The sequence below is a fragment of the Rubrivivax gelatinosus genome (genome assembly GCF_016583785.1).
GTDB lineage: Bacteria > Pseudomonadota > Gammaproteobacteria > Burkholderiales > Burkholderiaceae_C > Rubrivivax > Rubrivivax gelatinosus_B.
Window position 1 is genome coordinate 23,138 of sequence record NZ_NRRU01000037.1, and the last position, 23,702, is coordinate 46,839.

The 23,702-nt window shown below is 71.9% G+C and carries 22 protein-coding genes; 11 read left to right on the top strand and 11 right to left on the bottom strand.

Annotated elements, in window-relative coordinates; translation table 11 throughout:
• Position 1: 1 nt before the first annotated feature.
• The 8 genes from CKO43_RS11585 to CKO43_RS11620 all read left to right on the top strand — a co-directional run bounded on the left by CKO43_RS11585 (position 2) and on the right by CKO43_RS11620 (position 8,686).
• On the top strand, positions 2 to 976 hold the full coding sequence (locus CKO43_RS11585) for an ATP-binding protein (RefSeq protein ID WP_200378731.1): 975 nt from the start codon (positions 2 to 4) through the stop codon (positions 974 to 976).
• Positions 973 to 1,611: a response regulator gene (locus CKO43_RS11590; RefSeq protein WP_200226235.1), complete on the top strand. Its 639-nt coding sequence runs from the start codon at positions 973 to 975 to the stop codon at positions 1,609 to 1,611. The genes CKO43_RS11585 and CKO43_RS11590 overlap by 4 nt, the downstream gene beginning before the upstream one ends.
• 140 nt (positions 1,612 to 1,751) lie before the next feature.
• Positions 1,752 to 4,031 carry a TonB-dependent receptor gene (locus CKO43_RS11595; protein ID WP_200378732.1) on the top strand — a complete coding sequence of 760 codons (2,280 nt, stop codon included), beginning with the start codon at positions 1,752 to 1,754 and terminating at the stop codon, positions 4,029 to 4,031.
• Between the two features lie 137 nt (positions 4,032 to 4,168).
• Positions 4,169 to 5,893, top strand: coding sequence for a sensor histidine kinase (locus CKO43_RS11600; RefSeq protein ID WP_200378733.1), 1,725 nt, complete (start codon positions 4,169 to 4,171; stop codon positions 5,891 to 5,893).
• 83 nt (positions 5,894 to 5,976) lie between these two features.
• The gene (ureE, locus tag CKO43_RS11605; RefSeq protein WP_200378734.1) at positions 5,977 to 6,696 is read left to right on the top strand and encodes an urease accessory protein UreE; all 720 of its coding nucleotides are present in this window, start codon (positions 5,977 to 5,979) and stop codon (positions 6,694 to 6,696) included.
• A gap of 4 nt (positions 6,697 to 6,700) precedes the next feature.
• Entirely contained in the window at positions 6,701 to 7,384 is a 684-nt protein-coding gene (locus tag CKO43_RS11610) for an urease accessory protein UreF (RefSeq protein ID WP_200226245.1), read from the top strand.
• A gap of 40 nt (positions 7,385 to 7,424) precedes the next feature.
• Positions 7,425 to 8,072: an urease accessory protein UreG gene (ureG, locus tag CKO43_RS11615; RefSeq protein ID WP_200226247.1), complete on the top strand. Its 648-nt coding sequence runs from the start codon at positions 7,425 to 7,427 to the stop codon at positions 8,070 to 8,072.
• Between the two features lie 122 nt (positions 8,073 to 8,194).
• Positions 8,195 to 8,686, top strand: a complete 492-nt coding sequence (locus CKO43_RS11620; protein ID WP_200226249.1) for a hypothetical protein — start codon at positions 8,195 to 8,197, stop codon at positions 8,684 to 8,686.
• A gap of 80 nt (positions 8,687 to 8,766) precedes the next feature.
• On the opposite strand, the gene feoB is transcribed toward CKO43_RS11620, so the two are convergent.
• On the bottom strand, positions 8,767 to 10,650 hold the full coding sequence (gene feoB, locus CKO43_RS11625; protein WP_200226251.1) for a FeoB small GTPase domain-containing protein: 1,884 nt from the start codon (positions 10,648 to 10,650) through the stop codon (positions 8,767 to 8,769).
• Positions 10,647 to 10,979 carry a FeoA family protein gene (locus CKO43_RS11630; protein ID WP_200226254.1) on the bottom strand — a complete coding sequence of 111 codons (333 nt, stop codon included), beginning with the start codon at positions 10,977 to 10,979 and terminating at the stop codon, positions 10,647 to 10,649. The genes feoB and CKO43_RS11630 overlap by 4 nt, the downstream gene beginning before the upstream one ends.
• A gap of 178 nt (positions 10,980 to 11,157) precedes the next feature.
• Here CKO43_RS11630 and corA point away from each other — a divergent pair, with 178 nt between their 5' ends.
• Complete coding sequence (corA, locus tag CKO43_RS11635) at positions 11,158 to 12,126, top strand: magnesium/cobalt transporter CorA (RefSeq protein ID WP_200226256.1); 969 nt, start codon at positions 11,158 to 11,160, stop codon at positions 12,124 to 12,126.
• A complete protein-coding gene (locus tag CKO43_RS11640; RefSeq protein WP_200226258.1) occupies positions 12,123 to 12,335 on the top strand; it encodes a cysteine-rich CWC family protein in 213 nt (70 codons plus the stop codon). Before corA ends, CKO43_RS11640 begins: the two co-directional genes overlap by 4 nt.
• 81 nt (positions 12,336 to 12,416) lie before the next feature.
• Here the strand turns inward: CKO43_RS11640 and CKO43_RS11645 are convergent, their stop codons facing one another.
• From CKO43_RS11645 to CKO43_RS11685, 9 genes are all read right to left on the bottom strand, one after another.
• Complete coding sequence (locus tag CKO43_RS11645) at positions 12,417 to 14,036, bottom strand: DHA2 family efflux MFS transporter permease subunit (protein WP_200378735.1); 1,620 nt, start codon at positions 14,034 to 14,036, stop codon at positions 12,417 to 12,419.
• A gap of 1 nt (position 14,037) precedes the next feature.
• Positions 14,038 to 15,249, bottom strand: coding sequence for an HlyD family secretion protein (locus CKO43_RS11650; RefSeq protein ID WP_200226262.1), 1,212 nt, complete (start codon positions 15,247 to 15,249; stop codon positions 14,038 to 14,040).
• A gap of 29 nt (positions 15,250 to 15,278) precedes the next feature.
• Entirely contained in the window at positions 15,279 to 16,715 is a 1,437-nt protein-coding gene (locus CKO43_RS11655) for an efflux transporter outer membrane subunit (RefSeq protein WP_200378736.1), read from the bottom strand.
• On the bottom strand, positions 16,712 to 17,200 hold the full coding sequence (locus CKO43_RS11660) for a MarR family winged helix-turn-helix transcriptional regulator (protein WP_200226267.1): 489 nt from the start codon (positions 17,198 to 17,200) through the stop codon (positions 16,712 to 16,714). Before CKO43_RS11660 ends, CKO43_RS11655 begins: the two co-directional genes overlap by 4 nt.
• A 166-nt stretch (positions 17,201 to 17,366) precedes the next feature.
• Entirely contained in the window at positions 17,367 to 18,215 is an 849-nt protein-coding gene (gene asd / locus CKO43_RS11665) for an archaetidylserine decarboxylase (RefSeq protein ID WP_200378737.1), read from the bottom strand.
• Between the two features lie 32 nt (positions 18,216 to 18,247).
• Entirely contained in the window at positions 18,248 to 19,243 is a 996-nt protein-coding gene (locus tag CKO43_RS11670; protein WP_200226272.1) for a S49 family peptidase, read from the bottom strand.
• Positions 19,240 to 19,641, bottom strand: coding sequence for a Rieske 2Fe-2S domain-containing protein (locus CKO43_RS11675; RefSeq protein ID WP_200378738.1), 402 nt, complete (start codon positions 19,639 to 19,641; stop codon positions 19,240 to 19,242). The genes CKO43_RS11670 and CKO43_RS11675 overlap by 4 nt, the downstream gene beginning before the upstream one ends.
• Before the next feature lie 140 nt (positions 19,642 to 19,781).
• On the bottom strand, positions 19,782 to 20,441 hold the full coding sequence (locus tag CKO43_RS11680; RefSeq protein WP_200378739.1) for an HAD family hydrolase: 660 nt from the start codon (positions 20,439 to 20,441) through the stop codon (positions 19,782 to 19,784).
• On the bottom strand, positions 20,438 to 21,355 hold the full coding sequence (locus CKO43_RS11685; protein WP_200226279.1) for an RluA family pseudouridine synthase: 918 nt from the start codon (positions 21,353 to 21,355) through the stop codon (positions 20,438 to 20,440). Before CKO43_RS11685 ends, CKO43_RS11680 begins: the two co-directional genes overlap by 4 nt.
• Before the next feature lie 685 nt (positions 21,356 to 22,040).
• Here CKO43_RS11685 and CKO43_RS11690 point away from each other — a divergent pair.
• On the top strand, positions 22,041 to 23,702 hold a 1,662-nt coding region (locus CKO43_RS11690), incomplete at its 3' end, for an Rne/Rng family ribonuclease (RefSeq protein WP_200378740.1).

Here is a 23,702-nt window from a genome sequence, read left to right on the forward strand (position 1 = left end):
GATGGCCCGCACCGCACACGAATCCGCGGCGCTGCGACGCCGCTCGGCGATCGAACTCGCCGTCGTCGTCGGCGCCGCGGCGGCGACCTGGGCGCTGGCCTCGGTGCTGGAACTGCACGAGAGCCTGGTGGCCTTCTTCGCGCGCCACGAGAGCTGGCAGGCCGACGAGCTGGCGATCGCGCTCGGCGTGCTCGCGCTCGGGCTGGCCGTGCACGCGCTGCGCCGGCGCCGCGACGCCGAGCAGGCGCTGGCGAGCGAGCAGCGTGCACTCGCCGACGCCGCGCGCCTGGCCGAACGCAACGCCGAACTGGCGCGCGGCCTGATCGCGCTGCAGGAGGACGAACGCGCCGCGATCGCACGCGAGCTGCACGACGAGATGGGCCAGGCCTGCACCGCGCTGCGCATGGACACCGCGCTGCTCAAGCGCGCCGTCGCGCTCGGCGACGCCGAGGCCGCGCGTGCCGCCGCCTCCCGCGCCGACCAGCAGGCGCAAAGCCTGCTGCGCGGCGTGCGCGGCTTGCTGCAGCGGCTGCGCCCGGCGCACCTGGAGATGCTCGGGCTGGCCGCGGCGCTGGAGGAGCTGTGTGCGGGCTGGCAGGCGCGCAGCGGCGTGGCCTGCAGCTTCCACGGCGCGGCCGAGGCCGCCGGCGGGCTCGGCGCCGAAGCCGAACTCGTCGTCTACCGCGTCGCCCAGGAAGCGCTGACCAACGTGATGCGCCACGCCCGCGCCGGCCGCGTGCAGGTGCTGCTGGCGCGTGAAGGCGAGTCGCTGGCGCTGCTGGTCGAGGACGACGGCATCGGCCTGCCGCCCGAGGGCGAGCGCCGCGGCCTGGGCCTGCTGGGCGCGGCCGAACGTGCCGCCGCGCTCGGCGGCACGCTGGCGCTCGAAGGCGCCGCCGGCAGCGGCACGCGCGTGCGGCTGACGCTGCCACTGCAGCCGCAGCGTCAGCAACAAGCCCTGGAGACGACGCCGTGATCCGCCTGCTGATCGCCGACGACCACCCGGTGGTGCGCGAGGGCTACCGCCGCCTGCTCGAGCAGGCCGGCGGCATCGAGGTCGTCGCCGAGGCCGGTGACGCCGACACGGCCGACGCCGCCTGGGCCGCTTTCGCACCCGAGCTGCTGGTCACGGACCTGGCGATGCCCGGCGGCGGCCTGGAGCTGATCCGGCGCGTGCGCCTGCGTTCGCCGGCGGCCGCGGTGCTCGTCTTCAGCATGCACGACGGCGAGGCGATGGTGCGGCGCGCGCTCGCCGCCGGCGCCCGCGGCTACCTGAGCAAGGCGGCCGCGCCTGAACTGCTGGTCGAGGCGGTGCGGGCGCTGCACGCCGGCCGCAGCTGGCTGGACCCGGGGCTGCCGCCCGGCTGGCTGCGGCGCGACCCGCTGTCCGAAGGCGAGCGCCTGTCCAGCCTGAGCGCACGCGAGTTCGAGGTCTTCCGCCTGCTCGCCGCCGGCTGTTCGGCGGCCGACTGCGCGCTGGCGCTGGGGCTGAGCGCGAAGACGGTGTCCAACCACCAGACGGTCATCAAGGACAAGCTCGGCGTCGCCACCTCGGCAGCGCTGGTGCACCTGGCCTGGCGCCACGGCGTCATCAGCCCGGCCGGGGCCTGATCGCGGGGGAGGGACAACCCGCGGCCAGGAAATCTTCCCTGTGCCACGCCGTGCTGCCGCGGCTACCGTGGCAGCACCCCGTTCAGACCGACCCGCCCCACCACGCGAGACAAGGAGCCACCACAGGAGAGAACCAGACCATGCCCGCTCCGCTGCGCCCGAGTGCGCTAGCCCTTGCTGCCTTCGCCTGCCTGGCCGCCCCGGCCGGCGCCCAGAACGTTTCGCCGCCTGCCACCGAGCGCGTCGAACGCATCGAGATCATCGGCATCTCGCCGCTGCCCGGCAGCGGCGTCGCGCGCGACCGCGTGCCGGCCAATGTGCAGACCGCGACCGACGAGGACCTGCGCCGCAGCCAGAGCCGCAATCTCGCCGACTTCCTCGGCACCGCCCTGCCCGGCGTCAGCGCCAACGAGATCCAGGGCAACCCGTACCAGATGGACCTGAACTTCCGCGGCTTCACCGCGAGCCCGCTGCTGGGCACGCCGCAGGGGCTGTCGGTCTACCAGGACGGGGTGCGCGTCAACGAAGCTTTCGGCGACGTCGTCGCCTGGGACCTGATCCCGCAGGCGGCGATCGCCCAGGTCACGCTGCTGCCCGGCGCGAACCCGCTGTTCGGGCTGAACACGCTCGGCGGCGCGCTGGTGCTCGAGACCAAACGCGGCGACACCCACCCTGGCACCGAGGCCAGCATCGAGGGCGGTTCGTTCGGCCGCGTCGAGGTCGAGGCCACGCACGGCCGGCGCCTGGGCGACAGCGGCCACCTCTTCCTCGCCGCCGACGCGATGAACGAAGACGGCTGGCGCGACCACTCGCCGTCACGCGTGCGCCAGTTCTTCGCCAAGGCCGGTGCCACCGCCGGCGGCCTGGACTGGGACCTGGCGCTGACACACGCCGACAACACGCTGATCGGCAACGGCCTGCTGCCCGAGACCCTGCTGGCCGCCGACCGCGAGCAGATCTACACCCGCCCCGACCGCACGTCCAACAAGATGACGATGCTGGCGCTCAACGGCAAGTGGGACGTCTCGGCAACACAGCGCATCGCCGCCACCGCCTACCTGCGCCACGCTGACGCCGACACCCTGAACGGCGACCTGAACGACGACTACGACCCGCCCGACGTCGAGGAGACCGGGGTCGAGAACCGAACCTCGACGCGCCAGCGCGGCAGCGGCCTGGCGCTGCAGTCGACCTGGGCCCTCGAGAAACACCGCCTGAGCCTGGGCGCCGCCTACGACCGCGCGCGCAGCCGCTTCCGCCAGACCGAGGCCGAGGGCATGCTGGACGCCACCCGCGCCGTCGTCGACGCCGAGGAGGCCGAGGTCGACGCCTGGATCAGCGGCCACACGCGCAGCACCAGCGTCTGGGCCGCGGACCAGATCGCGCTGGCGCCGACGCTGCAGCTGACGCTGTCGGCCCGCTGGCAGAACACGCAGGTGAAGACGGTGGACCGCGGCCGCGCCGAACTCGGCCTGGACACCGAACTCGACGCCGACGCGCGCTACCGCAAGCTCAACCCCGCCGCCGGCCTGACCTGGCAGGCGAGCCCGGCGCTCACCGTCTTCGGCCAGCTGAGCCAGGGCACACGCGCGCCCAGCCCGATCGAGCTCGGCTGCTCGGACCCGGACAACGCCTGCGTGCTGCCGAACGCGCTGCAGTCGGACCCGCCGCTCAAGCAGGTGGTGACGCGCACCGCCGAGGCCGGCGTGCGCGGCCGCAGCGGCGGCCTGCGCTGGAACGCCGCGCTGTTCGCGAGCGAGAACCGCGACGACCTGCTGTTCATCAGCAACGGGCGCGCCGCCGGCTACTTCAAGAACTTCGGCAAGACGCGGCGCCAGGGGCTGGAGCTGGGCGCCAGCCGCAGCAGCGGCGCGCTGTCCTGGCAGCTGGCCTACAACTGGCTGCGCGCGACCTTCGAGTCGCCGGCCTGCCTGGTGTCCGAAGCCAACAGCAGCGCCGGCACCGACCCGGCCTGCCCGGCCGAGGACGAGATCGCGGTGCGCCCCGGCGACCGCCTGCCCGGGCTGCCGGCGCATCAGCTGAAGGCGGCGCTGCAGTGGGCGCCGTCGCAGGCCTGGAGCCTGGGCGCGCACTGGCGTGCGCTGTCCAGCCAGACGGTGCGCGGCAACGAGAACGGCCGCCACGAAGCCGGCGACGACTACATCGGCAGCGGCCGCCTGGGCGGCTACGCGCTGCTGGACCTGACGGCCAGCTGGCGCGTCGCCGACGGGGTGGAAGTCTTCGGCCGCATCGCCAACGTCTTCGACCGCGAGGTCGCCAGCGCCGGCGCGCTCGGCGAGAACGCTTTCGACGCCCGCGGCAACCTGCTGGCGCCGGACCAGTGGACGAACGAACGTTTCGTCGGGCCGGGTGCGCCGCGTGCGATGTGGCTTGGGGTTCGCGTGGATTTCGACCGCTGAGTTACGGCCAGCCCCGCTCGGCAAGTCCGTTCGACAGGGGATAGACTCGCGCCGCCGGGAGCGTCCCGGCCCCGAGGCCCTGCCCCGCTGCCGGGGGCGAACGAAGACGCGAGCGACCCGCGCGGAACAGGCAGCCGATGAATATTTCGCCCGCAACCGCGCGGGACCTCTTCCTGCGCCGGATCGAGCAGAGCGTGGTCGCGGCCTTCGTTCTGATGCTGCTGCTGCTGTGCGGGTCGGCGCTGCTGTACGGCCTGCAGGAACGGCGCGACCGCATCGCCAGTGCCACCGAACAGGCGGCCACGCTGGCGCGGGCGCTGGACGAGCATGTGCGCCGCAGCTTCGGCGCCATCGACGTGATCCTGGAACTCGTCGCCGCCGACGCCGCGCGCCCGGACGCGCTGCTGCGCGACGGCGAGGCCCTGCACCAGACGCTGGAGCGCAAGCGCGGCCTGCTGCCGCAGGCACGCTGGCTGGCGGTCTTCGGCCCCGACCTGGAACTGGTTGCCGACAGCGGCGGCGACGAGGACCTGCGCCGCGCCTTGCCGCTGCGCATCGCGCTGCGTTCGCAGCGCGACGGCGGCAACAGTCTGCTGCGCGTGGGCCAGCCGATCGGCGGCCCCGACCGGCCGGTCATTCCGGTGACGCGGCGCATCGTCGCCGCCGACGGCAGCTTTCTCGGCGTCGCGGTGGCGGTGCTGGACAGCGAACACTTCGAACGTTTCTACCGCGAGCTGCAGCTGCCGGCCGGCTCCAGCCTGGTGCTGGCGCGTGCCGACGGCACGCTGCTGCTGCGGCATCCGCACTACGCGGCGATGCCGCCGGGGCTGGACCTGTCGGCGGTGTCGCCGGTGTTCAAGCTGCAGCGGCCGCTGAGAGGTCAGACGACGCTGCGCGCGACCAGCGTGCTCGACGGCGTCGAGAGGCTGCTGACCTACCGCGAGATCGAGCAGCCGGCGCTGCTGGTGGGCATAGGCCAGGACCTGGAACCGCTGCTCGCCCCCTGGCGCCAGCGTGTGCTGACGCTGGCCGGCGGCGTCGTCGGCGTGGCCGCCGCGCTGACGCTGCTGCTGTGGATCGCGCTGATGCAGATCCGGCGCAGCGGCGACGCCGAGCGCCGCCACCGCGAGACGCTGGAGCACAAGGTGCGCGAACGCACGGCCGAACTCGAACACGCGAACGAGGAATTGCGCGCCTTCACCTATTCGGCCTCGCACGACCTGCGCGGCCCGCTCAACGGCATCCACGGCGTGATGCAGCTGCTGCGCGCCAAACACGGCCAGGTGCTGCCGGCCTCGGCGCTGGAGATCCTCGGCCACGCCGAGCTCAGCGTCGCCAACATGGTGCGCCTGACCGAGGACCTGCTGACGCTGTCGGGCATAGGCCGGCGCGCGCTCGAGCCGCAGCTGGTGGACCTGAGCGCGCTGGCGCACGAGATCGGCGCCGAGCTGGTGGCGGCCGACCCGGAGCACCACGTCGAGTTCGAGGTCGAAGCCGGGCTGCAGGTCGTCGGCGACGCCGGGCTGCTGCGCATCGCGCTGCAGAACCTGCTGGCCAACGCCTGGAAGTACTCGTCGCGCGCCGAGCAGCCGCGGGTGCAGGTGCACGCCGAGCTGCTGGACGGCGAACGCGCGATCGTCGTGCGCGACAACGGCGCCGGTTTCGACGCCGCGCATGCGCACCGGCTGTTCCAGCCCTTCCAGCGCCTGCACAGCAGCCGCGAGTTCCCCGGCACCGGCGTCGGCCTGGCGACGGTGGCGCGCATCGTGCGCCGCCACGGCGGCCGCGTCTGGGCCGACGGCAGCCCGGGCGCCGGCGCGGCGTTCCGCTTCACGCTGCCCGAGCCACAGTGCGTGCCCTAGCCGGCGCTGCGCGAGCTGTGGCAGAACTCAGCCGCTAGACTGTGCGGCCCCGGCGGCGACGCCGCGAACAGGACTGATCCCCGATGCTCACCGTCAACAAGCTCCTCCCCCAGGGCCGCGGCCTCGCCGGGGCGCTGCTCAAGCGCGCCGCCAGCGTCGAACTCGACTGGGACACGCGCCAGAAGAGCCGCTTCGACGCCGTGGACAGCACCGGGCGCACGCTCGGCGTGTTCCTGGCGCGCGGCAGCGTCGTGCGCGGCGCTGACGTGCTCGTCGCCGAGGACGGCTCGCTGGTGCGCGTGCTGGCGGCGGCGCAGCCGGTGCTGGTGGTGCGCGCCGGCGCCGACGGTTCGCCCTTCGACCTGACGCGTGCCGCCTACCACCTGGGCAACCGCCATGTCGCGCTCGAACTGCGCCACGACCACCTGAAGCTCGAACCCGACCACGTGCTCGCCGAGATGCTGCGGCGCCTGGGCCTGGACGTGTACGAAGCGCACGAGCCCTTCGAACCCGAGGCCGGCGCCTACGCCGCCGGCGGCCACGAGGCGGCGCACGATCACGCGCATGGCCATGGCGGCTGCGCGCACGGTCACGAGCATCAGCCGGGGCACGAGCCTGCGCAGGGGCATAAGCACGCCCATGACCACGCGCACGCGCACGAGCACGGCCACGCCGGCTGCTCGCACGGCCACGCGCACGGCGCCGGCTGCAGCCATGGGGATGCCGTGGTCGCGCCGCCGGCGCCGAAGCGCGCCAAGAGCGGCTGCGGCGGCCACGGCGGCTGCGGCCACGACCACGGCTGAAGGCGTGCAGGCGCCGACGCTGCTGCGCCTGATCTGGCTGGCCTCGCCGGCGCTGCCGGTCGGCGGCTTCAGCTACTCGGAAGGGCTGGAAGCGGCGGTCGAGGCCGGCCGCGTCGGCAGCGAGGCGACGGCGCGCAACTGGCTGCTGGCGCAGCTGGAGCTGACGCTGGCGCGTGCCGACGGCCCGGTGCTGGTGCAATCGATGCGCGCCTGGCGCGACGGCGACGCGGCGCGTGTGCGCACGCTCAACGACTGGGTGCAGGCGAGCCGCGAGAGCGCCGAGTTCCGGCTCCAGGCCGAGCAGATGGGGCGTTCGCTGGTCGAATGGCTGAAGAACGGCGAACAGGCCGGCGACGCCCGCATCGCCGCCCTCGCCGCGCTGCCGCCGGCGCCGACCTGGCCGCTGGGCTTCGCGCTCGCGGCGGTACTGGCCGGTGCCGCCGAACACGACGCGCTGCTGGCCTTCGGTTTCGGCTGGTCCGAGAACATGGTGCAGGCGGCGATGAAGGCGGTTCCGCTGGGCCAGGCCGCGGCGCAGCGCATCCTGTCGGCGCTGGCGGCAGCGCTGCCGGCCGCGGCCGCGCGCGCCCAGGCCTGCGACGACGCCGGCCGCGTCGCCTTCGCGCCGATGCTGGCGCTGCTGTCGGCGCGCCACGAAGCCCAGTACTCGCGGCTGTTCAGGTCCTGAGGCCGCAGGCTCCAGGCACGGTTGCTGCATCATCCGTTGGATGAACACCCCGCTGCATTCCATCCCCGGCCGCACACGCCGGCTGCCTCCGCTGCGTGTCGGCGTCGGCGGCCCGGTGGGCTCGGGCAAGACGACGCTGGTCGAGATGCTGTGCAAGACGATGCGCGAGCGCTGGGACCTGGTGGTCGTCACCAACGACATCTACACCAAGGAAGACCAGCGCCTGCTGACGGTGGCCGGCGCGCTCGAGCCCGAGCGCATCGTCGGCGTCGAGACCGGCGGCTGCCCGCACACCGCGATCCGCGAGGACGCGTCGATCAACCTCGAGGCCGTCGACCGGCTGCTCGAGCAGTTCCCCGACGCCGACATCGTCTTCATCGAGTCCGGCGGCGACAACCTGGCCGCGACCTTCAGCCCCGAACTCTCGGACCTGACGATCTACGTCATCGACGTCGCCGCCGGCGAGAAGATCCCGCGCAAGGGCGGGCCCGGCATCACCAAGAGCGACCTGTTCGTCATCAACAAGACCGACCTGGCACCGCACGTCGGCGCCTCGCTCGAGGTGATGGCCGAAGACACACGCCGCATGCGCGGCGCCCGGCCCTTCGTGATGACCAACCTGAAGACCCGGGCCGGCCTGGAGGAGGTCGTCGCCTTCATCGAGCGCAAGGGCATGCTGACGGCCTGAGGCGGAGCCGGCGCCGCCGGGAGGCGTCGCCCGGGAGCGCCCTGTTCACGATACTTTGCAGTGCGCCGGTCAACCGAAGGTGCCACCGGCGCGATGATCGCAATATCACCCAGGAGCTCGGCATGCGCACGCACCTCTCGCAGACGCTGAAGCTGGGGCTGGCGGCGTTGGCACTCGCCGCCGCCGGCACGGCCTCGGCACGCACCTCGGTCTCGGTCGGCGTCGACCTCGGCTGGATCGGCGTGCCGGTCTACGGCCGCGTCGTCAGCGGCTACCCCTACGGTCCCGGCCCGCGTTACTGGGGCCCGCCGTACCGGCCCTGGCCGATGATGCCGCCGCCGGTCATCTACGCGCCGCCGGTGGTCTATGCCCCGCCCGTGGTCTACGCGCCGGCGCCGGTGGTCGAACGCCCGCGCGGCTCCGAATCGGTGCCGCCGCGCCAGCCCGACCCGATCATCTACCCGCGCCAGGGCCAGGACGCACAGCAGACCGAGGCCGACCGCCAGGCCTGCAACCGCTGGGCGACGACGCAAAAGGCGGCGATGGAAGACGCCACGGTGTTCCAGCGTGCGGTCGAGGCCTGCATGGACGGCCGCGGCTATTCGATGCGCTGAACCCGGCGCGCCGGAGATTTAGACGGGGCCCGTCCTGAGACCGGCCCCGCCACTCGGCGCGGGGGCATGCCGCCGGCTGCTTACAGCCCGAAGGCCAACGCCACGCGGTAGGTCACGAAGGACGCGGCGTAGGCGAGCACGAACAGATAGCCCGCGGTCACGCCGACCCACTTCCAGCCGCCGGTCTCGCGCCGGATCGTCGCCAGCGTCGACAGGCACTGCGGCGCGAACACGAACCAGGCCATCATCGCCAGCGCGGTCGCCATCGACCAGTCCTGCGCCAGCAGCGGAGCCAGCGCGCTGCCGGCCTCGTCGCCGGTGGCGCCGACGGCGTAGACCGTCGCCAGCGCCGCGACCGCGACCTCGCGCGCCGCCATCGCCGGCACCAGCGCGATGCTGATCTGCCAGTTGAAGCCGATGGGCTCGAAGATGAAGGCCAGGGCCTGGCCGATGCGCCCGGCCAGGCTGTACTCGATCGCCGGCTCGGTGTAGCCCTCGGGCGGAACCGGGAAGCTGGACAAGACCCACAGCACGACCGTCATCACCAGGATGACGCCGCCGACGCGGCGCAGGAAGATCAGCGCGCGCTGCCACAGCCCGGTTGCGACCGCCCGCACCGTCGGCCAGTGGTACGAGGGCAGCTCCATCATCAGCGTGCGCACGTGGCGCTTGCCGCTGCCGAAACGCTTGAGCACCCAGGCGACGGCGAAGGCGCCGAGGATGCCGGCCAGGTACAGCGCGAACAGCACCAACCCCTGCAGTTCCAGCCCGCCGAACACCTGGCGCGAGGGAATGAAGGCGGCGATCAGCAGCGCATAGACCGGCAGCCGCGCCGAGCAGGTCATCATCGGCGCCAGCAGGATGGTGACGATGCGGTCGCGCGGGTCGGCGATCGTGCGCGCGGCCATGATGCCGGGAATGGCGCAGGCGAAGCTCGACAGCAGCGGGATGAAGGCGCGCCCGGACAGGCCGACACTGCCCATCAGCCGGTCGAGCAGGAAGGCGGCACGCGGCAGGTAGCCCGACTCTTCCAGCAGCAGGATGAAGAAGAACAGGATCAGGATCTGCGGCAGGAAGACGACGACGCCGCCCAGGCCGGCGATCAGGCCGTCGACGACGAAACTGCGCAGCACGCCCTCGGGCAGCAGGGCGCCGACGGCTTCGCCGAGCGCACCGGTGGCGCCCTCGATCCAGCCCATCGGCGCCTCGGCCCACGAGAACACCGCCTGGAAGACGAGAAACAGCAGCACGGCCAGGATTGCCGGGCCGATGACCGGGTGCAGCACGACACGATCGATGCGGTCGCTGGCAGTCTCGGGCATGGCCTTGTCCAGGCCCAGACGCTCGAGGATGGTCTGCACCGTGTGGTGGTCGCCGTCCTGGTGCAGCGCCTCCTGCGCGGCCTGGGCCGCCTTCCACAGCGAGCGGTCCTCGAGCAGCGCGCGCAGCGCGCGGTCGCCATCGGCCTTGATGCCGACGGTCGGCACCACCGGCACGCCGAGTTCACGCGCCAGCGCGTCGGCGTCGACCTGCAGGCCGCGGCGTGCCGCCATGTCGGCCATGTTCAGCGCGACGACGCAGGGCAGGCCCAGGCGCTGCACCGCGAGCACCAGGCGCAGGTTGCGCCGCAGGTTGGTCGCGTCGACGACGCAGACGACGATGTCGGGACGCTTCTCGCCCCGGGCACGGCCGTGCAGCACGTCGACGGTGACACGTTCGTCGGGCGAACGTGGGTTCAGGCTGTAGGCACCGGGCAGGTCGAGCACACGCAGCGTTTTGCCGGCGCTGGTACGGAACTGGCCTTCCTTGCGCTCGACGGTGACGCCGGCGTAGTTGGCCACCTTCTGCCGGCTGCCGGTCAGCAGGTTGAAGAGCGCCGTCTTGCCGCAGTTCGGGTTGCCGACCAGGGCGACGAGCTGGCCGCCGGGATGGATGTGGACGACGGTATCGTGGCAGCTGCTCACAGCGGCTCCACGCGCACGCAGGCGGCTTCGGCGCGGCGCAGCGCGAACGTGGACTGGCCGACACGCACCACCAGCGGGTCGCCGCCCCAGACGCTGCGCGTGGTCACGGTGACGCGTTCACCCGGCAGGAAACCGATCTCGGCGAGCCAGCGGCCCCACGAAGGCGCGAGTTCGGGCGACTTCACGCCGACGACGCGGCAGGGCAGACCGGTGGCAGCCGCATCGAGGGACAGGGCCGGCGCCGCAGCGGCGCTCGGCAGCGGCGCCGACGAACGCGAAGCCGGGACGACGGCCGCGGACGGCGGGCGGAAGAAGGAGCCAAGACCCATGACCGGAAACCAAATGCGAATATTTCTCATTATGGACTCAGGCTCTGCGCTCGCACAAGGAAAATAGCCGCACGGCTTGAGCGCTCACAAGGAACCCGCGCCAAGCCGACCTGCGGCGTGACTTCCAGCCGCCCGCGCGCGCCGTGCGACACTGCGCGCCGCCTTTCCTGCCGCGCCCATGCTGATCAACTGTGTCGCCTACCGCCACGGCGTCAAACTCGCCGACATCTCCGTCGAAGCGATCAGCGACTACCTCGCCCAGCCCGACACCCTGATCTGGGTCGCGTTGCGCGACCCCGGCGACGACGAGCTGGCGACGATGCAGCAGGAGTTCGGCCTGCACGAACTGGCCGTCGAGGACGCGCGCCACGGCCACCAGCGGCCCAAGATCGAGGACTACGGCGACATGCTGTTCTGCGTCGTCCACCTGGTCGAGTACGGGCCGACGGACGAGCTGCAGGTGGGCGAACTGGCGATCTTCGCCGGGCCGAACTACGTGGTCTCGGTGCGCAGCCGCAGCACGCGCGGCTTCGCCGAGGTGCGCACCCGCTGCGAACGTTCGCCCGAGCTGCTGCGCCAGGGTGCCGGCTTCGTCTTCTACGCGCTGCTCGACGCCGCGGTCGACCGCTACTTCCCGCTCGTCGAGGAACTGGAGAACGAGGTCGACGGCATCGAGGCGCAGATCTTCGAGCCCGGCGCGGCCCGGCGCAGCATCGAGATGCTCTACGACGTCAAGCGCCGGCTGGGCGTGCTGCGCCACGCGGTGCTGCCGCTGGTCGACCCGGTGCTGCGCCTGCACGGCGGGCGCGCGCCGCCGGTCAGTGCCGGCACCCAGGAGTACTTCCGCGACGTCTCCGACCACCTGCTGCGCATCAACGCCACGCTGGACGCGCTGCGCGAGGCCGTGACGACCGCCATCCAGGTGAACCTGTCGATGGTGACGATCGAGGAGAGCGAGACCACCAAGCGCCTGGCGGCCTGGGCCGGCATCTTCGCCGTCGCCACCGCCTTCGTCGGCGTCTGGGGCATGAACTTCAAGTACATGCCCGAACTCGACTGGCGCTGGGGTTACCCGGCGGCCCTGGCCGTCATCGGCGGCGTCTGCGCGCTGATGTACCGGCGCTTCCGCAAACTGGGATGGTTATGAGCGACAACAACGACAACGAATCCTGCCCGCGCTGTGGCGGCGCCTTCCACTGCGGCGCTGCCGGCCCCGGCCCCTGCGCCTGCAGCCAGTTCAAGCTGGAGCCGCGCCAGCTGCGCGCGATGATGTCGCTGTACCCGCGCTGCCTGTGCCCCGCCTGCCTGCGCGCGATCGCCGCCGGCGCGAGCCTGCAGCCCGCGCCGGCGGCCTGAGGCCGGCCTCGGCTCTGTCACGTGAAATCGTGCTCGAGCCTGAGTCTGGCGATCAAGGCCTTCCGGCCTTGATCGCCAGACTCAGTGCGCCCCCCCGGCGTCGGCTGCCCCGCCTGCGCCCGCGCTCCGCGGAGCGGCCAGCCACAGCAGCACGATGAGCGCGATGAACAGCAGCGCCGACAGGTGGAAGACGTCGGTGACGGCCATCGTGTAGGCCTGCTGGTCGATCAGCCGGTTCAGCGTCGCGTTCGCCTGCTCGGCGCTCTGGCCGGCGGCGGCCAGCTGCGCCAGCATCGCCTGCGTCGTCGCGTCGTGGCTGCCGGCGCTGATCGCCTCGACCAGATGGGCGTGGTGCAGCGACGCGCGGTTGTCCCACAGCGTCGTGAACAGCGAGGTGCCGATGGCGCCGGCGGTGATGCGCACGAAGTTCGACAGGCCGGACGCCGCCGGCATCTGCTCGGGCTTCAGGCCGCTGAAGATGATGGCCTGCAGCGGCACGAAGAAGAAGGCCATCGCCGCGCCCTGCAACATGATGGGCAGCAGGATCACGCCCGGCGTCACCTGGGTGTTGAACTGGGCGCGCATCCACAGCACCAGGCCGAAGCCGAGGAAGGCGACGGTGGCAAGCTTGCGCGGGTCCATGCGGCCGACGTTCTTGCCGACCCAGGGCGACAGCGCGATCGCCAGGATGCCCACCGGCGCCGTCACCATGCCGGCCCAGGTCGCCGTGTAGCCCATCCACTGCTGCAGCCACAGCGGCAGCAGCACGACGTTGCCGAAGAACACGCCGTAGGCCACCGACAGCGCGGTCGTGCCGAGCACGAAGTTGCGCCGGCCGAACAGGCGCAGGTCGACGATCGGGTGCCGGTCGGTCAGCTCCCAGGCGAGGAAGAACAGGAAGCCGATCACGGCGACGATCGCCAGCACGACGATCTGGGTCGAGCTGAACCAGTCCAGCTCCTTGCCCTTGTCGACCATGATCTGCAGCGCACCGACCCACAGCACCAGCAGCCCGAGCCCGACGGCGTCGACCGGCACACGTTTCGGACCGGGGTCGCGGCTGCGGTAGATCGACCAGGTCAGCGCCGCGGCGAACAGCCCGACCGGGATGTTGATGAAGAAGATCCAGGGCCAGGACAGGTTGTCGGTCAGCCAGCCGCCCAGCAGCGGCCCGACCACCGGCGCGACCATCGTCGTCATCGCCCACAAGGCCATCGCCAGGCCGGCCTTGGCCGGCGGGTAGCTGGCCAGCAGCAGGGTCAGCGACAGCGGGATCATCGGCCCCGAGACCAGCCCCTGGAAGACGCGAAACGCGATCAGCGACTCGATGTTCGGCGCCAGCCCGCACAGCCAGGAGGCGATGACGAAGAGCACGATGCTGGCGGTGAACAGCCGCACCTGGCCGAACCGCTGCGTCAGCCAGCCGGTCAGTGGCACGGCGATCGCGTTGGCGACGCCGAACGAGGTGATGACCCAGGTGCCCTGCTGCGGGCTCACGCCCAGGTCGCCCGAGATCGCCGGGATCGAGACGTTGGCGATCGAGGTGTCGAGCACCGTCATGAAGGTCGCCAGCGACAGCGCCAGCGTGCCGGCGACACGCGCGCCGCCCTGCAGCGGCGGGTACGCCGGCGCACGCGGCGGCGCGGCGGCGGGTTTCGCGTCCGGCGCGTCGCCGTCCGCGGCCACGGTGGTCGAGCTCATGTCAGCCCTTCGTGGCACGACCGAGGTTGCGGGCGATGATCTCGTGCACGCGGCGCTGGGCAGCGTCGTCGGCGGCGTCGAACACCGCCGTGCGGTTGCTCGAGCGCGTCACCGCGGTCAGCACCGGCTCGCCCTGGGTGTCGGCGGTGTCGACGGTGGCGTCCATCGACAGGCCGACACGCAGCGGGTGCTCGCCGAGCTGCTTGGCATCGATCTCGATGCGCACCGGCACGCGCTGCACGATCTTGATCCAGTTGCCGGTCGCGTTCTGCGCCGGCAGCAGCGCAAACGCCGAGCCGGTGCCGGCGCCGACGCCGACGACGTGGCCCTCGAACTCGACGCGGCCGCCGTAGAGGTCGGCGCTCAGCTTGACCGGCTGGCCGATGCGCATGTCGCGCAGCTGGCCTTCCTTGAAGTTGGCCTCGACCCAGACCTGATCGAGCGGCACCACCGACATCAGCGGCGTGCCGGGCGCGACACGCTGGCCGACCTGCACCGTGCGCCGCGCCACCTGGCCGGCGATCGGCGCCGGCAGTTCGGTGCGCTCCAGCGCCAGCCAGGCCTCGCGCAGCGCGGCGGCGGCACGTTCGACGTTGGGGTGCTGCTCGATCGCGACGCCTTCGGTCAGCGCACGGTTGGAACTGGCCTGCTCCTGCGCCGCGGCCAGCGCGGAGCGCGCCGCCGCGAGCGCGCTGCGCGCCGCCGCCAGCGTGGTCTCGGCGTGTTTCATCTCCTCGCCGCCGACGGCGCCGCTGGCCATCAGCGGGCGGCGGCGCTCGATGTCGTCGCTGGCACGGGCGACGTCGGACTCGGCGCGTGCGACCTCGGCTTCGCGCAGGCGCACGTTGGCGGCGAAGGTGGCGTCGTTGGCGTAGACCGTGCGCACCTCGCGCACGGTCTGCGCGAGCTGGGCCTCGGCGCGCTGCAGCGCCAGCCGGGCGTCGGCCGGGTCCAGCTTGACCAGCGGCTGGCCGGCCTTGACGCGGTCGGTGTCGTCGGCCAGCACCGCGAGCACGGTGCCGCCGACCTGCGGCGTGATCTGCACGACCTGGCCCTGCACATAGGCGTTGTCGGTCGACTCGTAGTGGCGCTGGGTGATCAGCCACCAGGCGCCGTAGATCAGCGCGGCGGTCAGCGTGACGCCGGCGACGGCCAGCAGCGCCGGCTTGCGCTTGGCGCCCGGGTCGGCGGCGGGGGTGTTGGTTTCGCTCATGGTTCGGTGCGGTGTGTTCGGTTGGGGTTTCAGCGCGCGGCGGCCACGGGCGGCGGCAGGGTGTCGTCGGTGGCGGCCCAGCCGCCGCCGAGGGCGCGGGCGAGTGCCACTTCGCTGGCCAGATGGCGCGCCTTCAGGTCAGTCGCGGCGCGCGACTGCGCGAGCACGTTGGTCTGGGCGCTGAGCACGGTGAGGAAGTTGCCGAGCCCGGCCTGGAACCGCTGCAGCGCGAGCGCGAACGCGGCGTCGGCGGCGGCGCCGGCTTCGGCCTGGGCGCGCTGCTGGCGCTCCAGCGACTGCAGCCCGGCGACCTCGTCGGCCACTTCGCGCAGCGCACGCAGCAGCGCGCCGTTGTAGCCCTCGACCGCGGCGTCGACCTCGGCCGCGCGGGCGCCGAGGTTGGCGCGCAGCCGGCCGCCTTCGAAGATCGGCAGCGACAGCGCCGGGCCGGCGCCGAAGGTGCGCGAGCCGGCCTTGACGAACTCGTCCAGCCCCAGGCTGGACAGGCCGACGAAGGCCGTCAGGCTCACGTTCGGATAGAACTGGGCGCGCGCGACGTCGACCTCGCGCAGCGCGGTCTCGACGCGCCAGCGCTGGGCGACGAGGTCGGCGCGGCGGCCCATCAGGTCGGCCGGCAGCCCCGCCGGCAGCGGCGTCGAATGCAGCGGCGCCAGCGCCGGCGACAGCCCCTCGAGCGCCTTCGGGCCCTGCCCGCACAGCTCGGCGAGCGCGTGGCGCGCGCGCGCGGTGGCTTCGTCCAGCGCTTCCAGGTCGACGCGCGACTGCGCGATCAGCCCTTCGGCCTGGCGCAGCTCGACCGTGGTGTCCAGGCCGGCGGCGATGCGCTGGCGCACCAGCGCCAGGATCTGCTCGCGCTGCGCCAGCGACTGGCGCGCGACCTCGCGGCTCTCGACCAGCCGCCCCAGGTTGACGTAGCCGGCGACGACGTTGGCCGCCAGCAGCACGCGCGCGGCCTGCAGCTCGGCGGCGGCAGCACGGCTCTGGCCGACTGCGGCCGCGATCGTGTTGCGCTCGCGGCCGAACAGGTCCAGCTCCCAGCTGGCGCCGATCTGGGCGCTGTTGTTCCAGGCGATGGACCCGGCCAGCGGCGCCGGCACCATGCCGTTCTCGGTGAAACGCTGGCGCGACAGGTCGGCCGTGCCCTGCACCTGCGGCAGCCGCGCCGCCGAGGCGACGCCGACGGCGGCATCGGCCTGGCGCAGGCGCGCGGCGGCGACCTGCAGGCTGGGCTGGCCGGCGAGCGCGCGCTCGACGAGGCCGTCGAGCGTGGTGTCGCCGAAGCCGGTCCACCAGCGTTCGGCGGGCCAGGGCGTGGCGGTGTCGGTGGCGCCGGCGGCGGCAGGCGTGGCGAGCGTGTGCCGTTCGGGCAGTTCGCCCGGGCTGGCGCAGCCCGCGGCGGCGAGCGCTGCGGCCAGCACCACGGCGGAGGTGGCAAAGCGGCTCATGCGGCAGGTCTTTCGGCGGCGAAACGGTTGGCGTTGGCGATCAGGCGTTCGATGTAGCCGCGCAGCTGCGCCCACTCGTCGCGGCTGAAGCCGGCGAACAGGTCGTTCTGCACCTCGGCCAGCACGTGCGGCACGATCTCGGCGGCGGCACGCCCGGCTTCGGTCAGGCGCAGGTGCACGACGCGGCGGTCGGACTCGGAGCGCTCGCGTTCGATCAGGCCCTTGGCTTCGAGCCGGTCGATGAGGCGAGTCACCGCGCCGGCGTCGCAATCGAGCACGCGCGCCAGGCCGTGCGGGCTGTCGGCGCGGCCGATCTTCAGCATGAACAGCGGCTTCCACTGCGCGTCGGTGAGGCCGTGCGTGGACATGCGCACGTCGACCTCGCGCCGCATCAGCGTCGTCAGCTGCAGCATCAGGTAGCCGACGCTCTGGTCGGGGTCGTATTCGGCACCGTCGTAATAACGGCAGGGAGGGCTCTGGGCCATTGTTCCTTGTCCAAACAATGTTTGCTTGGGCAAATTCTGCCAGAACATGGTTTCGGCTGCAGCTCTCCCTGATGCCGACATGGGCAGCCTGTCACGGCCGCGCGTGGCGCGGCGTCGGGCGGGTGGAGCCGGTGTCGCGCGGCCTCCCGGCCGCGTCCGTCAAGGCTCAGCCGAGTTCGGCCATGCCCTGCCCCATGCGCACGATGCGCCCGGGCGCCCAGCTCGGGTTGAAACGCAGCGCCTGCGGGAACAGCAGCACGACGGTGGAGCCGAGCAGGAAACGCCCCATCTCGGCGCCGCGTTCCAGGTGGATGTCCTGGTCGGCGTAGTCCCAGCTGCGCACGACACCCGGCCGCGGCGGGTTGACGACGCCATGCCAGACGGTGGCCATGCTGCCGACGATGGTCGCGCCGACCAGCACCAGCGCCCAGGGGCCGGGCACCGGGCCGCCTTCGAAGACGCAGACCACACGCTCGTTGCGTGCGAACAGCCCGGGCACGCCGCGCGCCGTCAGCGGGTTCACCGAGAACAGCTCGCCCGGCACGTGCACCATGCGCAGCAGACGGCCGTCGCAGGGCATGTGGATGCGGTGGTAGTCCTTGGGGCTGAGGTAGATGGTCGCGAAGCTGCCGGCTTCGAAGCCTGCGGCCAGCGCCGCGTCGCCGCCCAGCAGCGCGGTGGCGCTGTAGTCGTGGCCCTTGGCCTGGAAGATGCGCCCGCGCTCGATCGCACCGAACTGGCTGATCGCGCCGTCGACCGGGCACAGCAGCCCGGCGCTGTCCAGCGGCCGGGCGCCGGGTTTCAGCGCCCGGGTGAAGAACTCGTTGAAGCTGGCGTAGCTGGCCGGGTCGGGGTTCGCCGCCTCGGACAGGTCGACGCCGTAGCGGCGCGCGAACCAGCGGATCGCCGCCGTCGTGACGGCGCCGCCGCGGGACTGGGCGAAAGCGCCGGCCAGGCGCGTCAAGGCCTGCTTGGGCAGGACGTACTGGGGCAGGACCGCAAGCCGGTCGGACATCGGCAACCTCGGGAGAACGGGAAGGAAAGGCTTTAGCGGATCGGCGACAGCTCACGCATCGCCTTGACCGCGCCCTGCCCGACCGCGGCGCCGAAGCGCTTGGCCAGCCGCTCGGCGACGTTGTCGCGCGGCGTGTAGTCGACGACTTCCTCGGCCTTGACGACCTCGCGCGCGACGTAGTCGAGGTTGCCCATGCGGTCGGCCAGACCCAGGCGCACCGCTTCCTCGCCGTTCCAGAACAGCCCGGAGAAGGTCTCGGGCGACTCGTGCAGCCGCTTGCCGCGGCCCTGGCGCACGACGGCGATGAACTGCTGGTGGATCTGGTCGATCATCGCCTTGGCGTAGGCGGTCTGCTGCTCGTTCTGAGGGCTGAACGGGTCGAGCATGCCCTTGTTCTCGCCCGCGGTCAGCAGCCGGCGCTCGATGCCCAGCTTGTCCATCAGCCCGGTGAAGCCGAACCCGTCCATCAGCACGCCGATGCTGCCGACGATGCTGGCCTTGTCGACGTAGATCTCGTCGGCGGCGACGGCGATGTAGTACGCGCCCGAGGCACACATCTCCTCGACGACGGCGTAGACCTTCTTCTTGTGCAGCACCTTCAGGCGCCGGATCTCGTCGTTGACGATGCCGGCCTGCACCGGGCTGCCGCCGGGCGAGTTGATGCGCAGCACGACGGCCTGCGCGCCTTGGTCCTCGAAAGCGCTGCGCAGCGCCGCCACGAGCAGTTCGGCGCTGGCTTCAGTGTCGGCCGAGATCTCGCCGCGCACCTCGACGAGCGCGGTGTGCGGCCGGCTCGGCGCCGTCGGCGTGAAGCGTTCGGACATCGCCCCCCAGATGACGGCGATCGCCAGCAGCAGCCAGGCCATGCGGAAGAAGATGCGCCAGCGGCGGTCGCTGCGCTGCTGGATCAGCAGTTCGCGGGCCACGCGTTCGAGGCCGGTCTCGAGGGAGCTGGCGGCGGCGGGCGGCGTCGCGGGAGCCGCGCCGGGCATCGGCGCCGGCGTCGGGGTGTCGTCGGTGGGGGTCATGTCGCGCTTTCGTCGGCCGGCGGGGCCGGGCGGATCTCGCGCGAAGGATACCAAGTCACCTGACCGTCGAGCTCGGCCACCTCCAGCGCCAGCAGCCGGCCGCCGGCGCCGGGGCCGCCGATGCAGCGCCCGTCGGCGGGCTCGTAGACGGCGCCGTGCATCGCGCAGACGATGAGCCGGCCGTCGCTGTCGAGAAAGCGCCCGGGCTGCCAGTCGAGCTCGGCCGGCAGGTGGGCGCAGCGGTTCAGGTAGGCGACGACGCGCCCGTCCCAGCGCAGCACGAAGGCGCGCGCCGGCCGGCCGCGTTCGTCGAGCACGTCCCAGACATGGGCCAGACCGCCTTCAGCCAGATCGGCCGCGGCGCACAGCGGCACGCCGCCGGCGCGCGCCTGGGTCACGGGAGCACCCTCGGCCTGGCGGCCGGTCCCGCCAGGCGGGAATGAGCCCCGGACAAGTCCTGAGGGTTCATTTGGGGCACCCTTCGGCCTGGCGGCCGGTCCCGCCAGGCGGGAATGAGCCCCGGACAAGTCCTGAGGGCTCAAGCGTTCTCCAGCAGCCAGTCGTGCAGCTCGCGCGTGCTGTGCGCCACGTGCAGCGGCGCGTACTGGCCGAAAGCCTCGGGCTCGTGCGCGCCGTAGCTCACCGCCACGCGCGGTGTGCCGGCGTTGCTCGCCATCAGCAGGTCGTGCGTGGTGTCGCCGATCATCAGCGTGCGCGCCGGCTCGGTGCCGAACTCGCGCATCAGCTCCAGCAGCATCGTCGGGTCGGGCTTGCTCGCGGTCTCGTCGGCGGTGCGGGTGCCGTCGAACAGGCTCACCAGCCCCGACTGCGCCAGCGCCTCGTCCAGCCCGCGCCGGCCCTTGCCGGTGGCGACGGCGAGCCAGTGGTTGCGCGCACGCAGGTCCTGCAGCATCTCCAGCGTGCCCGGGAAGAGCACGACCTCCTGCTGGCGCGAGAACCAGTGGTGGCGGTAGCGGTTGCCGAGTTCGGGGTAGCGCTCGGGCGGCAGCCCGGGCGCGGCGTGTTTGAGCGCGTCGTGCAGGCCCAGGCCGATGACGTAGGCGGCATCGGTGTCGCTGGGCACCGCGACGCCGACGTCGCGGCAGGCGTCCTGGATGCAGCGCACGATCAGCGCGGTCGAGTCGAAGAGGGTGCCGTCCCAGTCGAAGACGATGAGGTCGAATGTGCGGGTTTTCATGGTGCGGCCAGCAGTGTCTCGCACTCCGGCGGCAGCGCCGCGCGCAAGGTGATGCGCTCGCCGCTGGCCGGGTGGTCGAAGGCGAGCTCGACGGCATGCAGGAACATGCGCGTGAAACGTTTCTCGCGCGCCACCGCCTTGTTCAGCGCGAAGTCGCCGTACTTCGGGTCGCCGACGATCGGGTGCCCCGAATGCGCCAGGTGCACGCGGATCTGGTGCGTGCGCCCGGTCTTCAGGCCGATCTCGAGCAGCGAGTACGGGCCGACGGCACGCACCGAACGCACGATCGTGATCGAGCGCCGCGCTTCGGGCGCATCGGCGGCGACGACACGCACGTGGCGCTCGCCGGCGGCGTCGGTGCCTTTGTGCAGCGGCAGGTCCAGGACCTTGAGCCGGGCCGGCCAGCTGCCGGCGACGAGCGCGAAATAGGTCTTGCCGGTGTCGCGGGCGCGGAACTGGTCCTGCAGCGCGGTCAGCGCGCTGCGTTTCTTGGCCAGCAGCAGCACGCCCGAGGTCTCCTTGTCGAGCCGGTGCACCAGTTCGAGGAAACGTGCGTCGGGCCTGGCCTTGCGCAGCTGCTCGATGACACCCGAGCTGACGCCGCTGCCGCCGTGCACCGCGACGCCGGCAGGCTTGGCGATCGCGAGCAGGTGCTCGTCCTCGAACAGCACCGGGAACTCGCGCGCCGGCACCGAGGCCGTCGACGCCGCTTCGGCGACACGCACCGGCGGCACGCGGATCTCGTCACCGGCGGCGATGCGGGTGTCGGCGCTGGCGCGGCCCTTGTTCACGCGCACCTCGCCCGAGCGGATGACGCGGTAGACGTGGGTTTTCGGCACGCCTTTCAGGATGCGGATCAGGAAATTGTCCAGGCGCTGCCCGGCCGATTCTTCGTCGACGGTGATTCGCTGCACCGCAGGCGGCACGCCGGCCGGCTTCTTTTGCGGCGCCGGCGACGCGTCGCGGGCTTTGGCCCCTATAATCCGGCGCTCCACGTTCGTGCGGTAAGTGATTGATTTTCCGGAGTTTACCCGGCGCTTACGAAAACACGTCGCGGAGCGCGTAGGCGGCCGAGGTCGCCCACGCAAAGGTGATGCAGCGCCCGGCAGCGGTGCGCGCGGGCTGGCCGCCGGAGCGTGCCAGCAGTGCGCGGCGGCGGGCGACGAGAGATTCGAAGAAGAACCCGCCTCGTTTTGGAGGCACCCGAAATCCAGAGGGTCGAGCCCCGGAGTCACTCCAGCTCGACCCGGCGTCCGACAGGACCCAAGAGTTGCCGAGCCGTTCATGACAATCCCCCACGTCCTCGCCCCGAGGCCCCGGCACGATGCCGGCGCGGCCGGCGCGATGGCGTCGCCGCGTGACATGCGGCGCCCCGGATCGTCACCGGCCCGGGCAGCCGCCTGCGAAACGCACGCGCCAACGCTGCGCAGCTGATCCGTCGCTGACTTTTTTCCTCAGCACGGCCAGCAAGCAGTCCAGGGCACTTCGCGCCAGTCGGTTCTTTCGCGTTTCTCCTGCATCGAACGAGGCAACGCGTGCCGCATGGGCGGTACGCGCCAGCAGCGTGCCCGGCCCCAAGCCGGCACGCCGGGAGTTCGAATGAAACGCATGCTGATCAATGCCACGCAGCCGGAAGAGCGGCGCCTGGCGATCGTCGACGGGCAGAAACTGCTCGATTTCGAGACCGAGCTCGAAGGCCGCGAACAGCGCAAGGGCAATATCTACAAAGCGGTGATCACCCGCGTGGAGCCGTCGCTCGAAGCCTGTTTCGTCGACTACGGCGAGGATCGCCACGGTTTCCTGCCGTTCAAGGAAATCTCGCGCAACTACTTCAAGGACGGCGTCGACCTCAAGAACGCGCGCATCCAGGACGTCGTCAAGGAAGGCGACAACCTCCTGGTGCAGGTCGAGAAGGAAGAACGCGGCAACAAGGGCGCGGCGCTGACGACCTTCGTCAGCCTGGCCGGCCGCTACCTCGTGCTGATGCCCAACAACCCCAAGGGCGGCGGCGTCAGCCGGCGCATCGAGGGTGAGGACCGCGAGGAGCTGAAGGAAAACCTCGAGCAGTTGCAGTACCCCAAGGGCATGAGCCTGATCGCCCGCACCGCCGGCATCGGCCGCTCGGCGGCCGAGCTGCAGTGGGACCTGAACTACATGCTCAAGCTCTGGGACGCCATCGACGGCGCCTCCAAGGCCGGCAAGGGCGCCTTCCTGATCTACCAGGAGAGCTCGCTCGTCATCCGCGCGATCCGCGACTACTTCACCGCGGACATCGGCGAGATCCTGATCGACACCGACGACATCTACGATCAGGCGCAGCAGTTCATGAACCACGTGATGCCGGAGTCGGCATCGCGTGTGAAGCGCTACCGCGACGACGCGCCGCTGTTCAGCCGCTTCCAGATCGAACACCAGATCGAGACCGCGTTCAGCCGCACGGTGAACCTGCCGTCGGGCGGCGCGATCGTCATCGACCACACCGAGGCCCTGGTCTCGGTGGACGTGAACTCGGCGCGCTCGACACGCGGCAGCGACATCGAGGAAACCGCGTTCCGCACCAACCTCGAAGCCGCCGACGAGATCGCGCGCCAGATGCGGCTGCGCGACCTGGGCGGGCTGATCGTCGTCGACTTCATCGACATGGAAGAGAGCAAGAACCGCCGCGAGGTCGAACAGCGCCTGCGCGACGCGCTGCGCACCGACCGTGCGCGCGTGCAGTTCTCGTCGATCTCGAAGTTCGGCCTGCTCGAACTGAGCCGCCAGCGCCTGCGCCCGGCGCTGTCCGAGGGCAACCACGTCACCTGCCCGCGCTGCAACGGCACCGGCCACATCCGCGACACCGAGTCCAGCGCGCTGCAGATCCTGCGCATGGTGCAGGAAGAGGCGATGAAGGAGAACACCGCCGCCGTGCACGTGCAGGTGCCGGTGGAGGTGACCTCGTTCCTGCTCAACGAGAAGCGCACCGAGATCACCAAGATCGAGTTGAAGCAGCGCGTCACCGTGATCCTGGTGCCGAACAAGCACCTCGAGACCCCGAACTACAAGCTCGAGCGCCTGCGCCACGACGACCCGCGCCTGGAGAACCTGCAGGCCAGCTACACGATGGTCGAGGAGCCGGACGAGGAAGTCGGCATCACGCGCCGTCGCGATGCCAACGACAAGGGCCGCACCAAGCAGGAGCCGGTGATCAAGGGCGTGCTGCCCGACCAGCCGGCACCGCCGGCCCCGGTGCCGGCACCGGCCAAGCCGGCCGCGCCCGCT